19 protein-coding genes are annotated in these 19,320 nt (G+C 53.1%); 6 read left to right on the top strand and 13 right to left on the bottom strand.

Annotated elements, in window-relative coordinates:
- Window position 1: 1 nt before the first annotated feature.
- Genes otnC through ltnD form a run of 3 tightly spaced genes read right to left on the bottom strand, consistent with a single transcriptional unit; the run spans window position 2 to window position 2,798 of the window.
- Window positions 2-625: a 3-oxo-tetronate 4-phosphate decarboxylase gene (gene otnC, locus EPIR_RS05735; RefSeq protein ID WP_023654374.1), complete on the bottom strand. Its 624-nt coding sequence runs from the start codon at window positions 623-625 to the stop codon at window positions 2-4.
- The gene (gene otnK / locus EPIR_RS05730) at window positions 622-1,884 is read right to left on the bottom strand and encodes a 3-oxo-tetronate kinase (protein WP_023654373.1); all 1,263 of its coding nucleotides are present in this window, start codon (window positions 1,882-1,884) and stop codon (window positions 622-624) included. The genes otnC and otnK overlap by 4 nt, the downstream gene beginning before the upstream one ends.
- The gene (gene ltnD / locus EPIR_RS05725; RefSeq protein WP_023654372.1) at window positions 1,884-2,798 is read right to left on the bottom strand and encodes an L-threonate dehydrogenase; all 915 of its coding nucleotides are present in this window, start codon (window positions 2,796-2,798) and stop codon (window positions 1,884-1,886) included. The genes otnK and ltnD overlap by 1 nt, the downstream gene beginning before the upstream one ends.
- Before the next feature lie 311 nt (window positions 2,799-3,109).
- Between ltnD and ygbI the strand changes: the two genes are divergently transcribed.
- Together ygbI and EPIR_RS05715 are read left to right on the top strand one after the other, a co-directional pair.
- Complete coding sequence (gene ygbI / locus EPIR_RS05720) at window positions 3,110-3,871, top strand: DNA-binding transcriptional repressor YgbI (protein WP_023654371.1); 762 nt, start codon at window positions 3,110-3,112, stop codon at window positions 3,869-3,871.
- Window positions 3,872-4,034: 163 nt separating this feature from the next.
- On the top strand, window positions 4,035-4,280 hold the full coding sequence (locus EPIR_RS05715; RefSeq protein WP_023654369.1) for a hypothetical protein: 246 nt from the start codon (window positions 4,035-4,037) through the stop codon (window positions 4,278-4,280).
- A 154-nt stretch (window positions 4,281-4,434) separates the two neighbouring features.
- Here the strand turns inward: EPIR_RS05715 and EPIR_RS05710 are convergent, their stop codons facing one another.
- Window positions 4,435-5,526, bottom strand: a complete 1,092-nt coding sequence (locus tag EPIR_RS05710) for a hypothetical protein (protein WP_023654367.1) — start codon at window positions 5,524-5,526, stop codon at window positions 4,435-4,437.
- Between the two features lie 948 nt (window positions 5,527-6,474).
- On the opposite strand from EPIR_RS05710, the gene EPIR_RS05705 reads away from it, so the two are divergent.
- From EPIR_RS05705 to EPIR_RS05695, 3 genes are all read left to right on the top strand, one after another.
- The gene (locus EPIR_RS05705) at window positions 6,475-7,899 is read left to right on the top strand and encodes a cytochrome ubiquinol oxidase subunit I (protein ID WP_023654365.1); all 1,425 of its coding nucleotides are present in this window, start codon (window positions 6,475-6,477) and stop codon (window positions 7,897-7,899) included.
- A 1-nt stretch (window position 7,900) separates the two neighbouring features.
- Window positions 7,901-8,908, top strand: a complete 1,008-nt coding sequence (gene cydB / locus EPIR_RS05700; RefSeq protein ID WP_023654364.1) for a cytochrome d ubiquinol oxidase subunit II — start codon at window positions 7,901-7,903, stop codon at window positions 8,906-8,908.
- 186 nt (window positions 8,909-9,094) lie between these two features.
- Window positions 9,095-9,349, top strand: a complete 255-nt coding sequence (locus EPIR_RS05695) for a glycine zipper domain-containing protein (protein ID WP_023654363.1) — start codon at window positions 9,095-9,097, stop codon at window positions 9,347-9,349.
- A 93-nt stretch (window positions 9,350-9,442) separates the two neighbouring features.
- Here EPIR_RS05695 and fetB read toward each other — a convergent pair whose 3' ends face one another.
- The 9 genes from fetB to arnB are packed head-to-tail and all read right to left on the bottom strand — an operon-like array spanning window position 9,443 to window position 18,261.
- Complete coding sequence (fetB, locus tag EPIR_RS05690; protein ID WP_023654362.1) at window positions 9,443-10,201, bottom strand: iron efflux ABC transporter permease subunit FetB; 759 nt, start codon at window positions 10,199-10,201, stop codon at window positions 9,443-9,445.
- Window positions 10,188-10,853 carry an iron efflux ABC transporter ATP-binding subunit FetA gene (gene fetA / locus EPIR_RS05685; RefSeq protein WP_023654361.1) on the bottom strand — a complete coding sequence of 222 codons (666 nt, stop codon included), beginning with the start codon at window positions 10,851-10,853 and terminating at the stop codon, window positions 10,188-10,190. The genes fetB and fetA overlap by 14 nt, the downstream gene beginning before the upstream one ends.
- Before the next feature lie 45 nt (window positions 10,854-10,898).
- The gene (gene arnF / locus EPIR_RS05680) at window positions 10,899-11,282 is read right to left on the bottom strand and encodes a 4-amino-4-deoxy-L-arabinose-phosphoundecaprenol flippase subunit ArnF (RefSeq protein ID WP_023654360.1); all 384 of its coding nucleotides are present in this window, start codon (window positions 11,280-11,282) and stop codon (window positions 10,899-10,901) included.
- A complete protein-coding gene (gene arnE, locus EPIR_RS05675; RefSeq protein ID WP_023654359.1) occupies window positions 11,282-11,608 on the bottom strand; it encodes a 4-amino-4-deoxy-L-arabinose-phosphoundecaprenol flippase subunit ArnE in 327 nt (108 codons plus the stop codon). The genes arnF and arnE overlap by 1 nt, the downstream gene beginning before the upstream one ends.
- On the bottom strand, window positions 11,605-13,266 hold the full coding sequence (arnT, locus tag EPIR_RS05670) for a lipid IV(A) 4-amino-4-deoxy-L-arabinosyltransferase (RefSeq protein WP_023654358.1): 1,662 nt from the start codon (window positions 13,264-13,266) through the stop codon (window positions 11,605-11,607). Before arnT ends, arnE begins: the two co-directional genes overlap by 4 nt.
- 10 nt (window positions 13,267-13,276) lie before the next feature.
- Window positions 13,277-14,167, bottom strand: coding sequence for a 4-deoxy-4-formamido-L-arabinose-phosphoundecaprenol deformylase (gene arnD, locus EPIR_RS05665; RefSeq protein ID WP_023654357.1), 891 nt, complete (start codon window positions 14,165-14,167; stop codon window positions 13,277-13,279).
- Entirely contained in the window at window positions 14,164-16,146 is a 1,983-nt protein-coding gene (arnA, locus tag EPIR_RS05660; protein WP_023654356.1) for a bifunctional UDP-4-amino-4-deoxy-L-arabinose formyltransferase/UDP-glucuronic acid oxidase ArnA, read from the bottom strand. The genes arnD and arnA overlap by 4 nt, the downstream gene beginning before the upstream one ends.
- Window positions 16,143-17,120: an undecaprenyl-phosphate 4-deoxy-4-formamido-L-arabinose transferase gene (gene arnC / locus EPIR_RS05655; protein ID WP_023654355.1), complete on the bottom strand. Its 978-nt coding sequence runs from the start codon at window positions 17,118-17,120 to the stop codon at window positions 16,143-16,145. Before arnC ends, arnA begins: the two co-directional genes overlap by 4 nt.
- A 1-nt stretch (window position 17,121) precedes the next feature.
- The gene (gene arnB / locus EPIR_RS05650; protein WP_023654354.1) at window positions 17,122-18,261 is read right to left on the bottom strand and encodes a UDP-4-amino-4-deoxy-L-arabinose aminotransferase; all 1,140 of its coding nucleotides are present in this window, start codon (window positions 18,259-18,261) and stop codon (window positions 17,122-17,124) included.
- A gap of 588 nt (window positions 18,262-18,849) precedes the next feature.
- On the opposite strand from arnB, the gene EPIR_RS05645 reads away from it, so the two are divergent.
- Complete coding sequence (locus EPIR_RS05645; protein WP_048696981.1) at window positions 18,850-19,317, top strand: pyridoxamine 5'-phosphate oxidase family protein; 468 nt, start codon at window positions 18,850-18,852, stop codon at window positions 19,315-19,317.
- Window positions 19,318-19,320 lie beyond the last annotated feature (3 nt).

Below are 19,320 nucleotides of genomic sequence, written 5' to 3'. Positions count from 1 at the left end.
TTCAGCTCCGTAATTCGGCGACTTCGTCATTGTGAAGATAGCGTATCGGGCGATCGCCCAGGGTAAATATCAGTCGTGCGGTCTCTTCCAATTCTTCGGTATTCTCCGCTGCTTCACGCAGCGTTTTCCCCACGACAACCGGGCCGTGATTGGCCAACAGAAAAGCCTTATGGTGAGGAGCCAACTGTGCGAGATCTTTAGCAAGACGCGTATCGCCAGGACGGTAATAAGGCACGACGGGCACTGTGCCAACTCGCATCACCACATAAGGCGTGAACGGGCGAATGCAGTTTTTCACATCCAGCCCCTGAAGACAGGAGAGCGCGGTTAAATAGTGAGAGTGCAGATGGACGATGGCCCCGCAGGCAGGATTATTGGCATAGATGGCGCGATGGAAGCTTATCTCTTTTGAAGGTTTATCACCGGAAAGCCACTCCCCCTGCTCCGTCACTTTTGATAATCGCTGCGCCACCAGTTCACCAAGACAAGATCCGGTTGGCGTCGCCAGCAGCGTCCCGTCGGAAAGTCGCATTGAGAGGTTGCCAGCCGAGCCGGTGGCGTACCCGCGCTGGAAAAAAGAGGCACCCAGCCTGACTATCTCTTCCCGGGCTTGCTGTTCAGTCATACGGAGAATTCCTTTTGTGCTCGGGCGAAGAAATCCTCATCGCCAAAATTGCCTGACTTTAGCGCCAGTGATATTGGCTGCTGAACCGCGCGCACCCAGGGTACGCCGGGTGAAATCGCCGGGCCGATATGGAAAGCATCAATACCCAACGCCTGCGTCACCACGCCAGAAGTTTCCCCCCCAGCCACGATAAAGCGCTGCCAGCCACGCTGCTGTAACTCGCATGCAACGGTAGCAAACAGCCGTTCGACCGCTTCACTGCTACGTTGCACACCGTAACGCTGCTGGACGGATTGCAGCCTGTCCGGCCCTGAGGTGGCATAAAGCAGGGGTGCCAGCGCGTCCTGTTTATGTAAAGAAACCCAGTCACAAAGTTCACGCGCATACCGCTCCTGCTGGTAAAGGGCGCGCTCAATGTCGATACTTTGCGCGGCCGCCTGCTGACGATAGCGATCCACCTGGCGCTGCGTCATCTCCGAACAGGATCCTGACAGAACCACGGCATATTGCCCTTGCGGTGCGCCTGCGGCCTGTGAAACATCACTATCCTGCGTAGCATTTGCCCACTGACGGGCCAGGCCAATCGCCAGGCCCGCTCCTCCGGTCAGCAACCGCATATCTTTCAGCGCCTCACCCTGGATTAACAGATGCTGTTCATGGAGCGCATCGAGAACCACATAGTTTATGCCCTGCTCGCTCAGTGCACCCAGAGCCGCCTGAACCGCCGGTGCGCCCCGATCGAGCGTCTGGCTGCCGATCAGTCCCGCTTTACCGCTGGCCTGCCTTTCCATCAGGCGTAGCAGGCTGCTATCCGTCATTGGCGTTACCGGATGATGGCGCATCCCCGAGTCACACAGCAGCCTGTCCATCACAAACAGATGTCCCTGATACACCGTTCGGCCATTAACCGGTAACGCGGGAGAGATAACGGTTTGTGATTCGCCAAGCGCTTTCAGCAATGCATCGGTCACCGGACCAATATTACCTTTAACCGTACTGTCGAATGTCGAGCAGTACTTAAAGTAGAAGCGCTCACAACCCTGTTGTTGTAACCAGCTCAGCGCCAGAAGCGAATCGGCTACCGCTTTTTCCGGCGGGCAGGAGCGTGATTTCAGGCTGACGACCAAAGCGTCCGCACTCAGCTGGCGAGTTTCAGCAGGCACACCGTTTAACTGCACGGTGGACATCCCGTTTTGCACCAGGAAGCTGGCAATATCGGTCGCTCCGGTAAAATCATCTGCAATGACTCCCAGACGCATTATTCACGCTCCTGTTTACATGGCAGAGTGATCCCGCTGAAGATTTTGATGACCGCACTGTCATCTTCGCGTCCATAGCCCGCATTGCTGGCAGCGGTAAACATGTTTAAAGCCGTTGATGCCAGCGGCAGCGGGAAACGCAGCGCCTGGGCCGTGTCGGCCACAAGTCCGAGATCCTTCACAAAAATATCCACCGCCGAGGTTGGCGAATAGTCGCCATCAACCACATGACGCATACGGTTTTCGAACATCCATGAATTGCCGGCCGCGTGAGTCACCACTTCATACAGGGTAGCAAGCGAAATACCGGCACGGGCAGCGAGCGCCATCGCTTCCGCACCGGCAGCGATATGCACACCGGCCAGCAGCTGGTGAATAATCTTCACCGTCGAGCCCTGACCAATTTCACTGCCGATACGGTAGACTTTAGCCGCCACCGCATCCAGTACCGGCTGCAACAGCGCAAAGGCGCGATCGCTGCCTGATGCCATTACCGTCATTTCGCCCTTTGCCGCTTTCGCGGCTCCGCCGGACACCGGGGCATCCAGCATAACCAGTTGATAAGTATTGAGTTGTTTTTCAATATCTTGCGCATCCAGGGAAGAAAGAGTAGAAGAGACCATAACCGCCGTACCAGGGCTTAATCGTGCTGCAAGCCCGTTTTCTGCAAACAGGATCTGTTTGACTTGGGCCGCATTAACGACCAGCAGCAGCACCGCATCGAGTTCGGCGGCAAATGCATCGGCGCAAGTGTCCGCCGCCTGTGCTCCGCTGTCGCGTAGCGTTTGCAAAGCCTGCTGATTAAGGTCCACGCCCCATGTTTTCAGGCCAGCTTGAATACAGGATTGCGCCGCCCCCATTCCCATAGAGCCCAGGCCAATCACACAGACCGACATTGATGTTGCAGTTGTCATACGCCTCCATGTTAACTCTAGTGATTATTTGTTTATTATTGTTAACTATAACGGCGTGGTACGCTGTTTTTAGTGACAGTAATCACAACAATGAACAAACAACGATATTTTTCACAATAAATAACAATACTAAATTTGGCACAATCAGAATTTTTTCTGCGGTAATTCAGAGGGATAGAACATATACCTGACGGCAACACATCCTTTTTCCTACGCTGACACGCGACAATTAGCTAAAAATTGTGATGCACTGCGCAGGATGGCTCTTTACACTTTGACTCAGTTTCCCTGCTGAATTTTCAGGAGTAGTCATGATCCCGGTTGAACGTCATCAACAAATAGTCTCGCTGGTGCAGCTTCGTGGCGTGGTAAGTATTGCCGAATTGTCCGATCGGCTGGCCGTATCCCACATGACGATCCGCCGCGATCTGCAAAAGCTGGAAGAACAGGGGATGGTTCAGCTAGTTTCCGGTGGAGTGCGATCGACCGAGCGGCTCTCCAGCGAGCCATCACATCAGGACAAAACCGGTATGTGTAGCCTTGAAAAACAGGCCATTGGTACTGCCGCCGCGCGCAATATCCCGCTCAATAGCTGTATTTACCTTGATGCCGGCACCACCACTCTGGCGCTGGCTCGTGAGCTGGGAATGCGTGACGACCTGCTGATCGTCACCAATGATTTTGTTATTGCCAATTTCCTGATTGATCATAGCCAGTGTCAAATGATCCATACCGGGGGAAAGGTATGTCGGGACAATCGTTCCTGCATTGGGGAGGCGGCGGCTCAGACTTTACGCGGGCTGTCCCTGGATATTGCGTTTATCTCCGCTTCTTGCTGGGGTACGCGGGGGATATTTACACCGGATGAAGATAAAATTGCCATCAAGCGCACGGTGAGTGATATCAGCAGCAAACGCGTGCTGCTGGCCGATAGTTCAAAATATAATAAGTTAGCCACATTCCTCGCTCTGCCGTTGGGGAATTTTGAAAATATCATCACCGATGCACAGTTGACTGATAACGCACGGCAGGAGTTAAAAAGTCATAAATTTGAGGTAACGTTTGCCGGGTAATTTACCCTGTCTGCACAATAAAAATATTTATGCGACAGCGGTCAAAATTCTCTCTTTTTCTACCGCGCATAATGAGAGAAGTGTGAGCTAAGTAGCTCGGATGGGTTATGGATTCCACTTGCTGTCTTTTACGATTTTGACGGAAACGTTATCAGGACATCCTATGAACACTATCAACACCAGTATGGGTCGTTACTGTATCAAAGCGGATAACGCTGGCGACCATATCCAGGGATCGATTGCCATTAATGATGAAGGAGGAACTCAATTGACGCGCCTGGAATTCAGTGAAGATGATCTGGATGACGTTATTAATAACGTCATTTTTCCGGTGACAGGCGGTAATCGTCTTATCGCCAGCGCGATACGAGAAAAAATGATCGATGCAGGGTTTACGCGATCGCATTGAGAATGAGATTGCAATGAGTGATGCCGGGCGTTATCCCCTGCCCGGCAAGCCGTTCAACCTGGCCCCTCTTCACCGATGTCACCACCAATCAACTGAATCGAACCAAGAGTAACGCGTTATTCTGACGAGAAAACGTCCATCAACTATCCGTCTGCTACGCGATGTCTGTCGGTGGCTTCGCCGATTCCGGTGAGGGTTCATGTACAGGCTGTGCGTCCCGGCTCGCTGGATGCTTTGCTACGCGAAAAATTGGGGCGACCAGCATCAGCAGCAGACTGCCTGACATTGCACAAATCAGCAGACTGATCAACCCTACCCAGCCTTCTCCCACCGTCATCCCGGCAGCCACCAGTGAAAGTAGAAAAAAGAACATCAATGTGAAGCTCACCGCACCAAGGTTAACGATATCCATATCACCGATTGCCATTTTTTTTGGCTGCGCTGTTAACCTGGCTGCCTGCTGTTCGGCTGCAATCTTCTGCTGAAGCACATGTAGATCGATGCAGGGCGCAATAAATTCCTGCACAGGCTGCGGGTTATGCAGCTCGGCAAAGATGAGGTCAGTTGCCGGAAAGATGAGTGGCCAGCTGGTGCTGTGAACTCCATAACGGGCAAGTGCGGGCAACGTGATGCGCGGCCATTGAACCGCCTGTAGATAACGATCGTTCAACACCACCCAACTTTGTCGTGTAGCACCTTTAGAGACATGGTAAAGCTTAAAACGGTCAGCCGGCGGATAAGGCAGTTCTGTCACTCTGGCAGTGATAAAGGGGATATCACGCTGTCGGCAGTAATTTACCCGGCTTTGTCCCTGTGCCGCCAGCAGCAGCCCAAGCGCAGAAATAAAATAATAACAGGTGCCGTCGGCAGCATTGCCTGCGGCGAGATACTCACGCAATTTCTCTTCGCTACTGGCAGAGAGGTGTTCGGGCCACCAGCGCCAGCTGCGACCAATGACTCGCTCAACAGGCACCCGCCAGATACCTACAGGCGCAGTGTCAGAGGGAAGAGAAACAAAGGGAAAAATTTTGCTAAAGAAGGTCAACGCATCGTCCGGGCCATTCCACTCACCGCTGGCCTCCAGGCCGTGCAGGTTGCCCGTCAGTTCCCCCCAGCCCTTTTTTCCCAGCAGATCGATCTGATATTTTGTATCTGCCAGCCGTTTTCCGAGCAGCAGCATATCGCCTGGAACGGCGGTTAAATCCAGTAATGGGACAGGAGCGATGGTGCTGTGGTCACTTTCCATACTGCTTTTTATCCTGGAGGGGCGATTTTTAACTAAACGAAAATTTGACTTTAGTCAAAAAACACATGTATATCAATGGGATAATATACATAGCATCGGCCGAACTTAGCAATATCTCTGCGTAAAAACAGAGCCAATATGCCCTCAATTCTCCATCAACATGTAACATATTCCCTAAACATCAATGCGTAACCGCCAAACACCAGCAACGCCCATCATCGCGAACCACTGATGACGTCGGCCGCCAGTACCCGCATAAAAAATAATGCAACGTCACAATTTTTGATTTCCAACAGATAAAACTCAAATACTCTCGATTAATTTGTAACAAAATAATTCAAATTACACATTTTCGTTTATTACATCCTTAACATTTCAGGGCCAATTCTTAGCCCCCTGTGCATCGAAGAATTTTAAACAGAGGAAGAGAGGCGAAAATAAAAAGGAGATGTTTTACCGTCAAAAAAATAACAACCGGGCAACACGGTTGCCATAAAACAGTATAAATCGCAGGGTGAATATATCATTCTGGCGTTAGCATTCGATTTTAATAACTGACCACCCAAGAAAAAAAATAACCATGACGGGAATTACTTAAAAATCATCACTCCAGCTCACGGTGAAAAGAGTTTGATTGATGAGGCAATATGGGATTTAAACACCTGAAATAAACAAGCTGGTTACATTTTATCACCAACAGGTCAAGCCGCATTAACACAACGGCGCTCTGTTTTAACCTGTAAACGAAACAATTACCTGTATTAATCGCTACTGTTATACCTCGGATCAATATTATTGTAGCTACTTCTCGACCGTCTTTAGTTTTAAGATCGGAACTTCGATGAGAAGTCCCTGGTTAATAACACCGCTTATGCTGAATATGTCATAAACTTGTTAACCGTGGGTAAAAAAAAATAAAAGGCAGTTTATGTTAGAACGAGGTAAGCAATGTTCGGATTAGATGCGTTTCATCTGGCAAGGATACAGTTCGGTTTCACTGTCGCCTTCCACATTCTCTTCCCGGCCATCACTATCGGCCTTGCCAGCTTTCTGGCCGTGCTGGAAGGTCTTTGGCTGAAATCAAAAAATGAGGTATATCGCGACCTCTACCACTTCTGGTCGAAAATCTTTGCCGTCAACTTCGGCATGGGCGTGGTTTCAGGGATAGTGATGGCCTATCAGTTCGGCACCAACTGGGCCGGCTTCTCGCAGTTTGCCGGTAGCATTACCGGACCGCTGCTGACCTATGAAGTGCTTACCGCGTTCTTCCTTGAGGCTGGCTTCCTCGGCGTGATGCTGTTCGGCTGGAACCGTGTCAGTCGGGGCCTGCACTTTTTTGCTACCTGTATGGTGGCACTCGGCACCATTATTTCCACTTTCTGGATACTGGCTTCAAACAGCTGGATGCAAACGCCTCAGGGTTATGCTCTGCAAAATGGCATCGTGGTACCGACTGACTGGCTGGCGATTGTCTTCAATCCTTCCTTCCCGTATCGCCTGTTCCATATGTCCATTGCGGCATTCCTGGTCACCGCTTTCTTCGTCGGTGCTTCTGCTGCCTGGCATCTGCTGCGCAAAAATGACACGCCAGCAGTACGCAAAATGCTATCAATGGCTTTATGGATGGCACTGATCGTCTCCCCCATTCAGGCAATGGTCGGTGATGCACACGGTTTGAACACGCTTGAACATCAGCCAGCGAAAATCGCGGCAATTGAAGGTCACTGGGAAAACCCACCGGGCGAAGCCACCCCGCTCATCCTGTTCGGGATACCGGATATGCAGGAAGAGCGTACCAAATATGCGCTGGAGATCCCCTATTTGGGCAGTCTGATCCTGACCCACAGCTTGGATAAACAGGTTCCGGCCCTGAAGAGCTTCCCGCCAGAAGATCGCCCCAACTCTACCGTGGTGTTCTGGTCATTCCGCGTTATGGTCGCCCTGGGGATGTTAATGATCCTGGTCGGGGTGCTTAGCCTGTGGATGCGTCGTGGTCAGCGTATTTATACCTCGCGTCCGTTCCTGTGGTTCGTACTGCTGATGGGGCCATCGGGCCTGATTGCGCTGGTAGCAGGCTGGATAACTACCGAGATAGGTCGTCAGCCGTGGGTCATTTATGGCCTGTTGCGCACCCGGGATGCCGTATCCCTGCACAGCAATCTGCAAATGGCTATTAGCCTGATCGTATTCCTGGTGGTCTATTTCAGCGTATTCGGTATTGGCTACACCTATTTGGCTAACCTGATCAAAAAAGGCCCGCAGGAAGGTGAAGGTGGACACACGCCAGAAGGCGGTCCCGGTACATCCCATACCCCTTCACGCCCGCTGTCTGCGGTGCAGGAAAAATTAAATTCGCCGCAGGAGGATAAGTAAAGTGGGCATCGATCTCTCAGTTATCTGGTTTACTATCATCATCTTCGCCACCCTGATGTATATCATCATGGATGGCTTCGATCTCGGGATCGGTATTCTCTTTCCATTCAATAAAGATCCGATCGAGCGCGATATGATGGTGAATACCGTTGCCCCGGTATGGGACGGTAACGAAACCTGGCTTATTCTCGGCGGTGCCGCGCTGTTTGGCGCTTTCCCGCTGGCCTACGCGGTGATCACTGATGCGCTGGCCGCCCCGCTGACGATCATGTTGATCGGCCTGATATTCCGTGGCGTGGCATTTGAGTTTCGTTTTAAGGCCACCGAAGAGCACCGCCCCTTTTGGGACAAGGCGTTTATCGGTGGGTCTTTCGTTGCCACCTTCAGCCAGGGCGTCGTATTAGGATCCGTGATTAACGGCCTGGAAGTCACTGGCCGCACCTACAGCGGCCCGGAGCTGGTGTGGCTGACGCCGTTTAACCTGTTCTGTGGCGTGGGCCTGGTGCTGGCATATGCCCTGCTGGGTAGCACCTGGCTTATCATGAAAACGGAAAATGAGCTGCACCGCAAAATGACCGCGCTCACCAAACCACTGCTGATCGCCCTGCTGGTGGTGATCGCCGTCGTCAGTATCTGGACGCCGCTGGCGCACGCGGAGATTATGCAACGCTGGTTTAGCCGACCTAACCTGTTCTGGTTTATGCCGGTGCCGGTACTGGTTTTAGCGGCAGCCTGGGGGCTTTGGCGCGCGCTAAACCGCCACGCGCACTATACGCCATTCCTGCTGACGCTGGCGCTGGTATTTCTCGGCTTTACCGGTCTGGGCATCAGCATCTGGCCGAATATCATTCCACCGGCCATCACTATCTGGGATGCCGCATCTCCGCCGCAGAGTCAGGGCTTTATGCTGGTGGGTGGACTGCTGATCATCCCGGTTATCCTGGTGTACACCTTCTGGAGCTACTACGTGTTCCGTGGAAAAATTAAACCTGACGAAGGTTACCACTGACAGTTATTGGGCAGACCGCGAGGTCTGCCCTTTTTCTTCCCGCCGAATTCTCTGTAACAAACCGCTCTAACCAACAAAGTTCTTCTATCCATTCATATCTTTACACAAAATATCGCGGCAGAATCCCTGTGGTGGTCTACGCTTATAGTTCTGATTTAGAGAAGCCATGCCATCCAAGGAGGCACAATGAGTCTGTTTGATAAAGCTAACGATAAAGCACAAGAAGCCGTCGGCAAAGGTCAGGAAGAGTTGGGTAAAGCCGTAGACTCGCCAGAGCATGAATTCAAAGGCAAAGTACGCCAGCATGCGGCAAAAGCCTCATATGCGGTGGATGATGCGCTAGACTGCGTTAAGAATAAAACTCAGGATGCACCGCTGGTCTCACTGGCCATCGCCGCAGGCGTGGGCTTCCTGGCAGCGAAACTGCTCGGTCGCCGTTAAGCTCAACACGCTGTGATGATAAACGCCCTCATACGGGCGTTTTTTTTGCCCTTTATTTGCCTGCCGCCCGGCAGGATCATTCTCTTTAAGAGGCTATCGAAGCTGATCCCGCTGGTTGAAAAAGCGCTTAATCGCCATATAGCCTGCAATCATAGTCGACAGGCTGGCCGTGCCCAGCAACATAAAAGTCACCATAATTTGATACTTAATAGCTTTAACCGGGTCGATTCCGGCAAAGATAAGCCCGGACATCATGCCGGGTAAACTCACCAGCCCAACGGTTTTGGCCGCGTCGACGGTTGGGATCAACGCGGCACGAATACTGTCACGCACGATCGCCGCTGATGCGCGCCGGGTGCTGGCGCCAAGACTTAGCATCTCTTCAATGCGCTGACGGTTGTCGCTGACGCGCTGATTGAGATGAGTGAAACATAAACCGACCGCGACCATGGCGTTACCCGCAATCATTCCTGAAATTGGGATCACCTGCATCGGTATAAAGGCAATGGAGCCGGTCAACAGCAGAATAATCAGCGTCAGGATCGTGCCCAGGGTGATAGCGATAAACGCAATAAGGAAACCTTTGTCGATAGCCTGGCTGCGCTTTTTGGCATTCAGCGCCGCATTGACGCAAATAAACAACACCATCAGCAGCGTTAGCCAGCGGTTATCGAGGTCAAAAACAGACTTCAGCACATAGCCGACGATGACCAGCTGAACGATTGCTCGCAGCACACTCCAGACAATATCCTTTTCCAACCCCAGTCGCTCTCGATTGCTGAGTAGCAGCGCAATCAGCACCAGCGCCAGCGCCATTCCCAGAGACTGATTACTGATATTATGCTGGTCCATCATCACTCCCGTTAGCGACGGAGGGCAAGGTCAGTACGCGATGCCCACTGCGGATTTGATGCCCGTCGTGGCTTATCCAGATAGCCGCTGTCCCCAGTAGCAATTGCTGCTCAATCAGTTGCTGCACCGCCTGTTTATTCACTTCGTCTAGCGCACTGGTAATTTCATCCAGCAGCAAAACCTGCGGCGTAAACTGCAGATTACGCAGCAGCGCCACGCGCTGTTTTTCACCGCCTGAAAGCTGGTCAACAGGCCTGTCGAGCACCTCGGCGGGCAGGTTGAGCTTTTCCAGCCACGCATATAATCCCTGTCGATCGACAGGATGCTGGCGGATCTCATAGGGAAACGCCAGGTTGTCATAGACCGTGCGGCCAAAAAGCTGTGGTGTCTGAAAGACATAGGATACGCGCTGACGCCAGACTTCGGCCCTCATCCCGGCCGCACGCTGCCCGTCTAAGCACACTTCACCCGACGAAGGGGTGAGTAAAGAAGCGATGATTTTCAGTAAGGTGCTTTTTCCCGCCCCGGAAGGCCCGGTTAGCCAGAGAAATTCACCTTTGTTCAGATTCAACGAGACAGGTGCCAACAGGGTTTTTCCCTGTAGGGCAAAAGAGACCTCTCTGACCTGTAGGAGAGGGAAATGAGCGTTCATTTGTTGCGCTTAATCCTGGTGTTTAAAGGCGAGATAATAGCAATATTAGCGCCTTTTTGCCGCAGGCCAGCATATCAGCAGCAGCCCGCCAACGATCAGACTTGCTCCCGCTAGTTTGCCCCAATGAAAGGCTTCATTCAGGCCCGGCAACCAAAGCGCAGCCAGCCATACCAACAGATAGCTCAGACTCAGTAACGGGTAAGCCCGGCTTAGCGGTAAACGTTTAAGCGCCAGCAGCCAGCAAAGCATCGACAGTGCATAGGCCAACAGCCCCAGCAACAGAGCCGCTGTCGGCAAGGGTAGATGACTTAAGGAAGAAAGAAACTGCGGCAGCCGACTGATATTAGGCAGCTGCATCATTGCCCATTTCAGTAACAGCTGTGCGGCACTCACCAGCACTACGCTGCCTAACGCAAACAGCAGCCCCATCAGGTATAGCTCCCCATGATGGCGACGCCTGCGACAATCAGTACCACCCCCAACGCATGGCGCAATGACAGGGTTTCACGCCATAGCCAGCGTGCGGCGAGAGTCACGAAAATAAAATTGAGGCTCAGCATCGGATAGGCCACGCCAACCGGCACCGTCTGTAACACCCGTAGCCATATCACCATTGCCAACCCCAGCATCAGAATGCTGCCCCCCAACCACAACAACAGAGGGCGGCGACCCCCGCTCACGGTGGTCGCCTGCTTTTGGCACAGTTGCCCGGCGCAGCTCAACAGACTGGCCAGTATGATCAGCAGGATACTCATGGCTGCTGCGAATAGTACCAGAGCACCAGTCGGCCACGGTGATACTTCTGATCGGGCACCGGTATACGCTCATCAATATACTGGTCATCATTAGACAGCTTCATAAGCAGAGAGACGCCGCCCTCGCGCCGATGTGCACTCAACCAGTGGCTAAACGCTTCGAGGCCAACAAAGCGCCCTTTTGCATCAGGATAACTGAGTCCATACTCCAGTTCGCCATGACGATCGAAAAGCAGGATATCACTGCGTTTCAACTCCCATGCCACTGTGGAAGCCAGGCCAACTTCATTGGCCAGCACAAAGCGGCTGTGCTGTAGCGTTTCATCGTTAGCGGCAATGAACGACTGTGGCTGTTTTGAGTCGATAACCTTATCAGGAATGACCGCACCAACCAACAACGCCAGCCCGAGAGGACACAGTGCCGCCAGCCGCCAGTGCCTTGCGCCAGCAACCAGACTTGCCACACCAACCGCCGCCCAGAACAGAAACGCGCTCGCCCCCAGCAATACCTTGATGATTTCCGACTTAGCATAAAGCGGATGATGAGCCCATCCCCACGGCGCGAGCACCAGTATCACCGCCAGTGTCGCTATCACGCCGAAAGCGATATTTATTATCGCATTAGCTTTTAACGCCTTTCCTCCGGCGGACGCGGCTTTTATGCCGTGATGCGCCAGTAATATCGCTAATGGAGCAAAACAGGGCAGAATATAGGTCGGCAGCTTGCCTTTTGCCAGGCTGAAAAACAGTAGCGGCATCAACGTCCAACAGAGTAAATAGAGCGAGCCGCTGTTTTCGCCACGTTCCCGCCAGGCGCGCTGAAGAGCACCCGGCAAAAGCCCCACCCACGGCAGCGTCCCGGCGAGCAGCATTGGCAGGTAATACCAGAACGGTGCCTTATGCTGCGCATCGCTCTGTGCAAAGCGCTGAATATGCTCCACCCAGAAGAAATAATGCCAGAAATCAGGCTCCTGACGGGCGATGCTGATTGCCCAGGGAACGGAGATCAAAGCCGCACTGAGCAACGCCAGCGGCCCGAACAGCAACAGCTCTTTAAAACGCCGCTGCCAGATCATCCACGGCACGATAGCCACCACGGGAACCGCCAGCGCCAGGAATCCTTTGGTCATCATCCCCATGCCGCAGGCCAGCCCAAGCAATAACCAACCCGATACCTTCTGCAGCCTGCCCGCGCTTTGCGCCGCAAACCAGAAGCTGCACATTGCCGCCACCAGCCACAGCGTGACCATCGGATCAAGCACCGCATAACTGCCCACGCCATAGACCAGCAGGCAGGTCAGAAACACTACCGCAGACAGCAGTGCACTGCTGCGCTGCTGCCAAAGACGCAATGCCAGCCAGTAAACCAGCAGCGCGCTCAGTGTGATCGAAAAAACCGAACCGATACGCACGGCAAAGTTGTTACTGCCAAACAGCCACTGCCCGATGCTGTTAATCCAGTATCCGGCTATCGGCTTTTCGAAATATCGCAAATCGAGGAAGTGCGGCACGACCCAGTTGCCGTTCACCAACATTTCACGGCTGATCTCGGCATAACGAACTTCATCTGGCTGCCACAGCGCACGTATTTCCAGCGGAATTAAGTAATACAGCGCATAGAAAAGTGGCAATAAAAGTGCATAACGGGTGTATTTCATTGTTAATCACTCAGGATAGTTGCTGGCATCCAAGCCAACCTTCACGGCCGGGCAAATGCCCCCGTACAATTTTACCCACCGGCAGCTGCGTGATGTCCTGCGGCAGTAACTCGCTCAGTGGACAAAAACGAATACCCCGCTTTTCAGCCTCTACCAGCAGATTCTCGAACATCTCGCTGAGCACAATGCCTTCCACCTCTGCATGAATGGTGTAGACCGGCACGCCCTGATGATGGGTGATTTGATCAAGGATGAAATCGTTGTACCCCTCGCGCGTCACGTCGCTGCCAATCACCTCGTCCCATGTTGGCAAGGTCACCGGGATTTGTACCGTACCCAGACTGCCATCCGACAACTGCGGCCGAAACGGCCGGACGCCGCGACAGTCGCTGTTGTAGGTGAAGTCAAAAGGCTGCTTAGCGGCAACCACCTGACCATCCGCACGCCAACCCGCCACCGCCGAACAGTCAATCGGCTGACCCACGATGTGGGCCAAAGCGTCCACACCACGCCGGATTTCAGCGCTCAGGCGTTCAGCAGGCCAAACCCCTGCCCAGGTTTGCCAGGCAAAATGATCCCAGGCATGCAGACCAATTTCATGCTGCCGGGCAGTCGCGCGGATCACCTTAGCCAGCCCCTGACCAATACGCCGGCCAGGCCACGCCGTACCGGCCAGCAGAATGTCCCAGCCATACAGAGAGGCAGCATTCGAACGCAACATCTTCCAGAGAAAACGCGGTTTTAACAGCCGCCATAAATGGCGGCCCATATTATCCGGCCCGACGCTGAAGAAAAAGCTGCCGCGAGTTTGCTGACGTTGCAGTATAGAGAGCAGGCGTGGCACCCCGTCACGCGTACCGCGCCAGGTATCGACATCGATACGCAGGCCAACATCGATCATGCTTCAGCGTCTCCTGATTCAACGCTTTGCAAAAAGAAGTCAAGCGTATCGTCGATGGTCTTATCCATCACGACTTTTGGCTGCCAGTTCAGCAATCGCTTCGCATTACGAATAGAAGGCTTACGGTGTTCAACATCCTGATAGCCTTTACCGTAGTAGCTGCTGCTTTCCACTTCGCGGAAACCGGCAAACGGCGGGAATCGATCGCGTAACGGATGGCGCTCAAAACTTTCCAGCAGCTGTTCGGCCAGTTGTTTAATGCTGGCTTCATTTTCCGGGTTACCGATGTTGATAATCTGTCCATCACAGTTTTGCTGCTTGTTCTCGATGATAAGGAACAAGGCTTCAATACCGTCGTGGATATCGGTAAAGCATCGCTTCTGACGCCCTCCGTCAATCAGTTTGATCGGTGAGCCTTCCACCAGATTGAGGATCAGCTGGGTAATAGCGCGCGAACTGCCGATACGTGCCGCATTCAGGTTATCCAGTCGTGGCCCCATCCAGTTAAATGGACGGAAGAGGGTGAAGCGCAACCCTTCTTTATCGCCATAGGCCCAGATAACCCGGTCAAGCAGTTGTTTAGATACCGAGTAGATCCAGCGCTGTTTATTGATCGGCCCGACCACCAGATTGGAACTATCCTCGTCAAAGGTTGCATCGGTGCACATACCGTAAACTTCAGACGTGGAGGGGAAAATGATACGCTTTTTGTATTTCACACAGTCGCGGATAATTTTCAGGTTCTCTTCGAAATCCAGTTCAAACACGCGCAGTGGATTACGGGTATATTCTATTGGCGTAGCAATCGCCACCAGCGGCAGCACAACATCACATTTCTTAATGTGATATTCGATCCACTCCGAGTGGATGCTGATATCGCCCTCGACGAAGTGGAAACGCTCGTGGCCAATAAAGCGACCGATCGCATCAGACCCGATATCCAGCCCGAACACTTCAAAATTATCGTCTACCAGAAGACGCTCGGTCAGATGATTACCGATAAAACCGTTCACGCCGAGGATCAGAACGCGAGTGCGGCGTTTCGCCACGGCGGCGGGATGATTGTGTAGCAGTCCACCAGCGACCAGACCCAGCGTTTGAGCCAGCTGACTGCCCTGCATATACACGCCGCTATCGCTTTGTCCGGTCACAATTTCCAGCGCGCCTTCTGCGCAAGCCACCACGAACGGCGCGACAGAAAGTATCGTACCCGGCTTCGCTGCCGGACGGTCGTGATGCACTTTTGCCTGCCAGACGATAAATTTACCGGTTCCCACGTAGCTGAATGCACCCGGCCACGGATCGGTCACCGCACGCACCAGGTTGTAAATTCGCTGGGCCGGGAGATGCCAATCTATACGCCCATCTTCCGGGGTACGGCGGCCCACATAGCTGGCCTGGCTCTCGTCCTGCGGATGCTCACTAAAATCGCCTTTCTGAATGCCCGGCAGCGCTTCAGCCAGCAGTTCGCCCGCCGCTGCGCAGACTTTGCGATGCAACGTCAGTGCATCATCATGTTCGGCAATCTTGACTTTTTTCTGGGCAATAATCGCACCGGCATCGGCACGCTTCACCATACGATGCAGCGTGACGCCGGTTTCCTGCTCACCGTTGACTAATACCCAGTTCAGCGGTGCCCTGCCGCGATACTTAGGCAGCAGTGAGGCATGCAGATTGAAGGCGCCGAGGTTGGCACTGTTAATGATGTCGTCATTCAGCATATGCCGATAGTGGAACGAGAAGATGGCATCCGGGTTCATTTCCCGAATGCGCTCAATCCATAACGGATGGTTAGCATCTTCAGGCGCATAAACGGGAACACCTAACTCGGCAGCAGTGCGTGCTACCGAAGCAAAGAAGTGATTTTCTGCGGCATTGTCCGCATGGGTGAAAATAGCAGCGATCTCATAACCGGCTTCAGCCAGCGCGCGGATCCCGGTGCAACCAATGTCATGGTAGGCAAATACCACAGCTTTCATAATTTCTTATCCTTTGTGCAGTCTGCGTCGCGACTAACAACGCGTTGAATAAAATAGCGGGGGCGAGCGCGGACATCGTTATAAATGCGCCCGATATACTCGCCAAGCAGGCCCATACCGACAAACTGTGCGCCGATAAAAATAAACAGCACGGCGAACAGCACAAACACGCCGTCCCCCGCCCATTCCGCGCCGAGGAACAGGCGCAGGGCAATCAGTAACAGTGAAAAAGCAAAGCCCATTAAAGCGATGACGCTACCGAATACGCTGAGCAGTCGCAGCGGCGTGGTGGTCAGACAGGTGATCAGGTCGTACATCAGATTGATCAGGCTCATCAGACTGTATTTCGAGTCACCAAATTCACGCTCGGCGTGCAATACCGGGATTTCCGTCGCCTGACGGGCAAAGGTATTCGCCAGAATGGGAATAAAGGTGCTGCGCTCGTGGCAGTTCAACATGGCATCAATAATATGACGTCTGTAGGCGCGTAGCATGCAGCCGTAATCACCCATCGCTTTGCCGGTAGCACGCTGGATAAGGTGGTTGATCATCCGTGAGGCAAGTTTACGAAATCCGCTGTCCTGTCGATTCTGGCGCACGGTTCCCACAACGTCATAACCCTGTTGCGCGGTTGCCACCAGACGCGGGATCTCTTCCGGCGGATTCTGTAAATCCGCATCAAGGGTAATCACCAGATCGCCGCTAACATGGCTGAAGCCCGCCATAATCGCCGAGTGCTGACCATAGTTGCGGTTGAGCAACACGGCCACAATATGGCTATCAGGGGCTTCAGCGGCTGCCACCAGCATCGCGGCAGAATCATCGCTGCTGCCGTCATCTACCAGCAGAATTTCATAGTCGAGCGCCAGCTGTGCGCACGCAGCATCGGTGCGGCGCATCAGCTCGGGCAGGCTTTGCTGCTCGTTATAAACCGGGATCACTATCGAGACTTTTTTTATCAATTGTTCTGTCATATCAGCGCCCTGCCAGCGTGCGTAAGGCGGCAATGACGCGATCGCAGTCGCCATCGCTCATGCCTGGAAATAGCGGAATCGAGCAGATTCGCTCGGAATTCCATTCCGTCTCCGGCAGTGATAACTGCGGGAAGCGATCTCGATAATATTTCTGGGTATGTGCCGCCCGGAAGTGCAACCCGGTACCAATGCCCTGCTCTTTCAATTGCTGCATCAGCTCATCGCGGCTCAGGCCGCAAGACTCACGGTCAACGCGCAGAATGAACAGGTGCCAGGCGTGTTGATGTGGCCAGGCGGGACGTGCCAGCGGCAGGAACGGCGTGTCAGCCAGTTCACTAAGGTAGCGCTGGGCGATCTGCTCACGGCGGGCATTGTGCGCAGCCAGCTTATCCAGTTGCACCAGCGCAATCGCCGCATTGATATCGGCAAGGTTGTATTTGTACCCCGGCGTCAGGACTTCGGCCTGCGGCGCACGGCCATGCGTCTGACGGTCGAACGCATCCACGCCCAGCCCATGAAATTTCAGGCTGCGCATCCGGTCTGCCAGCGCATCATCATCGGTCACCACCATACCGCCTTCGGCACAGCTCATATTTTTGATCGCGTGGAAGGAGAAAATAGCAGTACCACTGTCACCAACATGACGGCCACGGTAGTAAGTTCCCGCCGCATGTGCCGCGTCGTCGATGACCGCGATACCGTGCCGTTTACCCAGCGCATGGATCGCATCAATATCCGCCGGAGCACCCGCATAATGCACCGGTACAATCGCGCGCGTGCGCTCGGTCATCGCCGCCTCAATACGTTCCGGAGTGACCATTAGCGTGTCGCGGTCAACATCGATCATCACCGGTGTCGCCCCCAACAGTACAATCATATTCAGGGTTGATACCCAGGTTAGCGATGGCGTGATCACCTCATCGCCAGGACCTATCCCCAGGGCCATCAGTGCCACATGCATACCTGCCGTTGCCGAGCAAACGGCAATCGCGTGACGGTTGCCGGTCAGTCGACAAAACGCCTGTTCAAGTTGCTGATTTTTCGGACCGGTAGTGATCCAGCCCGAGCGCAGTACTTCTTCGACTGCCGCCAGCTCTTCTGAACCCATCGCCGGGCGCGAGAAAGGCAAAAATTCCGACATTAATTAACCTTTTTAAACAGTTAAAAGTACTCACAGAGAGAGCTTCCCTTCTGCTATCTATAATCGGTGTGAAAAATGACAACAACATTTCCGTTAAGAGGAAACCATCCCTTACGCCTCTCACCGCACAAAAAACAAACACCCCTGCAGCATAAACGCTAAACCTAACTCTTTAAGGTTAGCAATATCCTGTTATATAGAGTCTAAATGAAATTGCTTAGGGCAAAATTAAGATATTCGTCAGCAGAAATAAGTACCATGAATCGGTTTAATAACCGTTTAACTAAAGTAAAGATACACAACTGTTTGAGAGCATAAAATCCTAAAATATAAATAAAACTAACAATTACGTTGTGCAGACAGCAGCCAGAGCACAGGCATCACTTTTGGCCTTACCCGATGATTGAGGTTGAATATTCGGATGACTGACGATGTCGGGTATTTTTTGACATTCCTCATGCGCACCTCAGATAAAAATGGCGCAGAAGGACAAGCCGGAGGTCATAAATGCTAAATCAGCGAAAGCGATGCTGCGAAGCCTCTTCAACACAGGATAAACTGGACGCCTCATTGCATAAGGAAAGAGATATGACTGATAACGGCACTCTGCCTACCAAACTGATGGAGCTACTGGACGGTTCGTTACCCGACAGTCACCTGCACCAGGCTATCCGCCTTTCGAGCGTGGGCGAGGATGGCTGGCCTTACGCTGCTCAACTCAGCCTGGGCGAGATTATCGCCCGCTCCCCCAATGAATTGCTTTTTGCCATCTGGCCGGACTCAACCACCACCCGCAATCTGAAGCGCGACGGTAAAATCACCCTGGCCCTGGTGCTGGACGGTGCCGTGCTGGAAATTCAGGCACGGGCGGCTTTGCGCCCGGAAACGTTGACGGCGTTAAAACTGGCGGTTTTCCGCGCCGATGTTAAACAGGTTCGTTTCCATCGTGCGCCCTATGCCACGGTAGTGAACGGCTTAACTTTTTGCCTACAGGATGAAGCTGCCGCTGTCGCCCGCTGGCGTGAACAGATCGGCGCACTCAAAACGCTGGCATAAAAA

The organism is Erwinia piriflorinigrans CFBP 5888 (assembly GCF_001050515.1).
GTDB classification, from domain to species: Bacteria; Pseudomonadota; Gammaproteobacteria; order Enterobacterales; family Enterobacteriaceae; genus Erwinia; species Erwinia piriflorinigrans.
The sequence above is the reverse complement of the archived record's forward strand: the minus strand, read 5'-3'. Positions and strand labels throughout refer to the sequence as shown.

Coding starts and splice junctions, on each gene's coding strand:
- otnC (WP_023654374.1), bottom strand. CDS start 625: ATGACTGAACAGCAAGCCCGGGAAGAGATAGTCAGGCTGGGTGCCTCT.
- otnK (WP_023654373.1), bottom strand. CDS start 1,884: ATGCGTCTGGGAGTCATTGCAGATGATTTTACCGGAGCGACCGATATT.
- ltnD (WP_023654372.1), bottom strand. CDS start 2,798: ATGACAACTGCAACATCAATGTCGGTCTGTGTGATTGGCCTGGGCTCT.
- ygbI (WP_023654371.1), top strand. CDS start 3,110: ATGATCCCGGTTGAACGTCATCAACAAATAGTCTCGCTGGTGCAGCTT.
- EPIR_RS05715 (WP_023654369.1), top strand. CDS start 4,035: ATGAACACTATCAACACCAGTATGGGTCGTTACTGTATCAAAGCGGAT.
- EPIR_RS05710 (WP_023654367.1), bottom strand. CDS start 5,526: ATGGAAAGTGACCACAGCACCATCGCTCCTGTCCCATTACTGGATTTA.
- EPIR_RS05705 (WP_023654365.1), top strand. CDS start 6,475: ATGTTCGGATTAGATGCGTTTCATCTGGCAAGGATACAGTTCGGTTTC.
- EPIR_RS05695 (WP_023654363.1), top strand. CDS start 9,095: ATGAGTCTGTTTGATAAAGCTAACGATAAAGCACAAGAAGCCGTCGGC.
- fetB (WP_023654362.1), bottom strand. CDS start 10,201: ATGGACCAGCATAATATCAGTAATCAGTCTCTGGGAATGGCGCTGGCG.
- fetA (WP_023654361.1), bottom strand. CDS start 10,853: ATGAACGCTCATTTCCCTCTCCTACAGGTCAGAGAGGTCTCTTTTGCC.
- arnF (WP_023654360.1), bottom strand. CDS start 11,282: ATGGGGCTGCTGTTTGCGTTAGGCAGCGTAGTGCTGGTGAGTGCCGCA.
- arnE (WP_023654359.1), bottom strand. CDS start 11,608: ATGAGTATCCTGCTGATCATACTGGCCAGTCTGTTGAGCTGCGCCGGG.
- arnT (WP_023654358.1), bottom strand. CDS start 13,266: ATGAAATACACCCGTTATGCACTTTTATTGCCACTTTTCTATGCGCTG.
- arnD (WP_023654357.1), bottom strand. CDS start 14,167: ATGATCGATGTTGGCCTGCGTATCGATGTCGATACCTGGCGCGGTACG.
- arnA (WP_023654356.1), bottom strand. CDS start 16,146: ATGAAAGCTGTGGTATTTGCCTACCATGACATTGGTTGCACCGGGATC.
- arnC (WP_023654355.1), bottom strand. CDS start 17,120: ATGACAGAACAATTGATAAAAAAAGTCTCGATAGTGATCCCGGTTTAT.
- arnB (WP_023654354.1), bottom strand. CDS start 18,261: ATGTCGGAATTTTTGCCTTTCTCGCGCCCGGCGATGGGTTCAGAAGAG.
- EPIR_RS05645 (WP_048696981.1), top strand. CDS start 18,850: ATGACTGATAACGGCACTCTGCCTACCAAACTGATGGAGCTACTGGAC.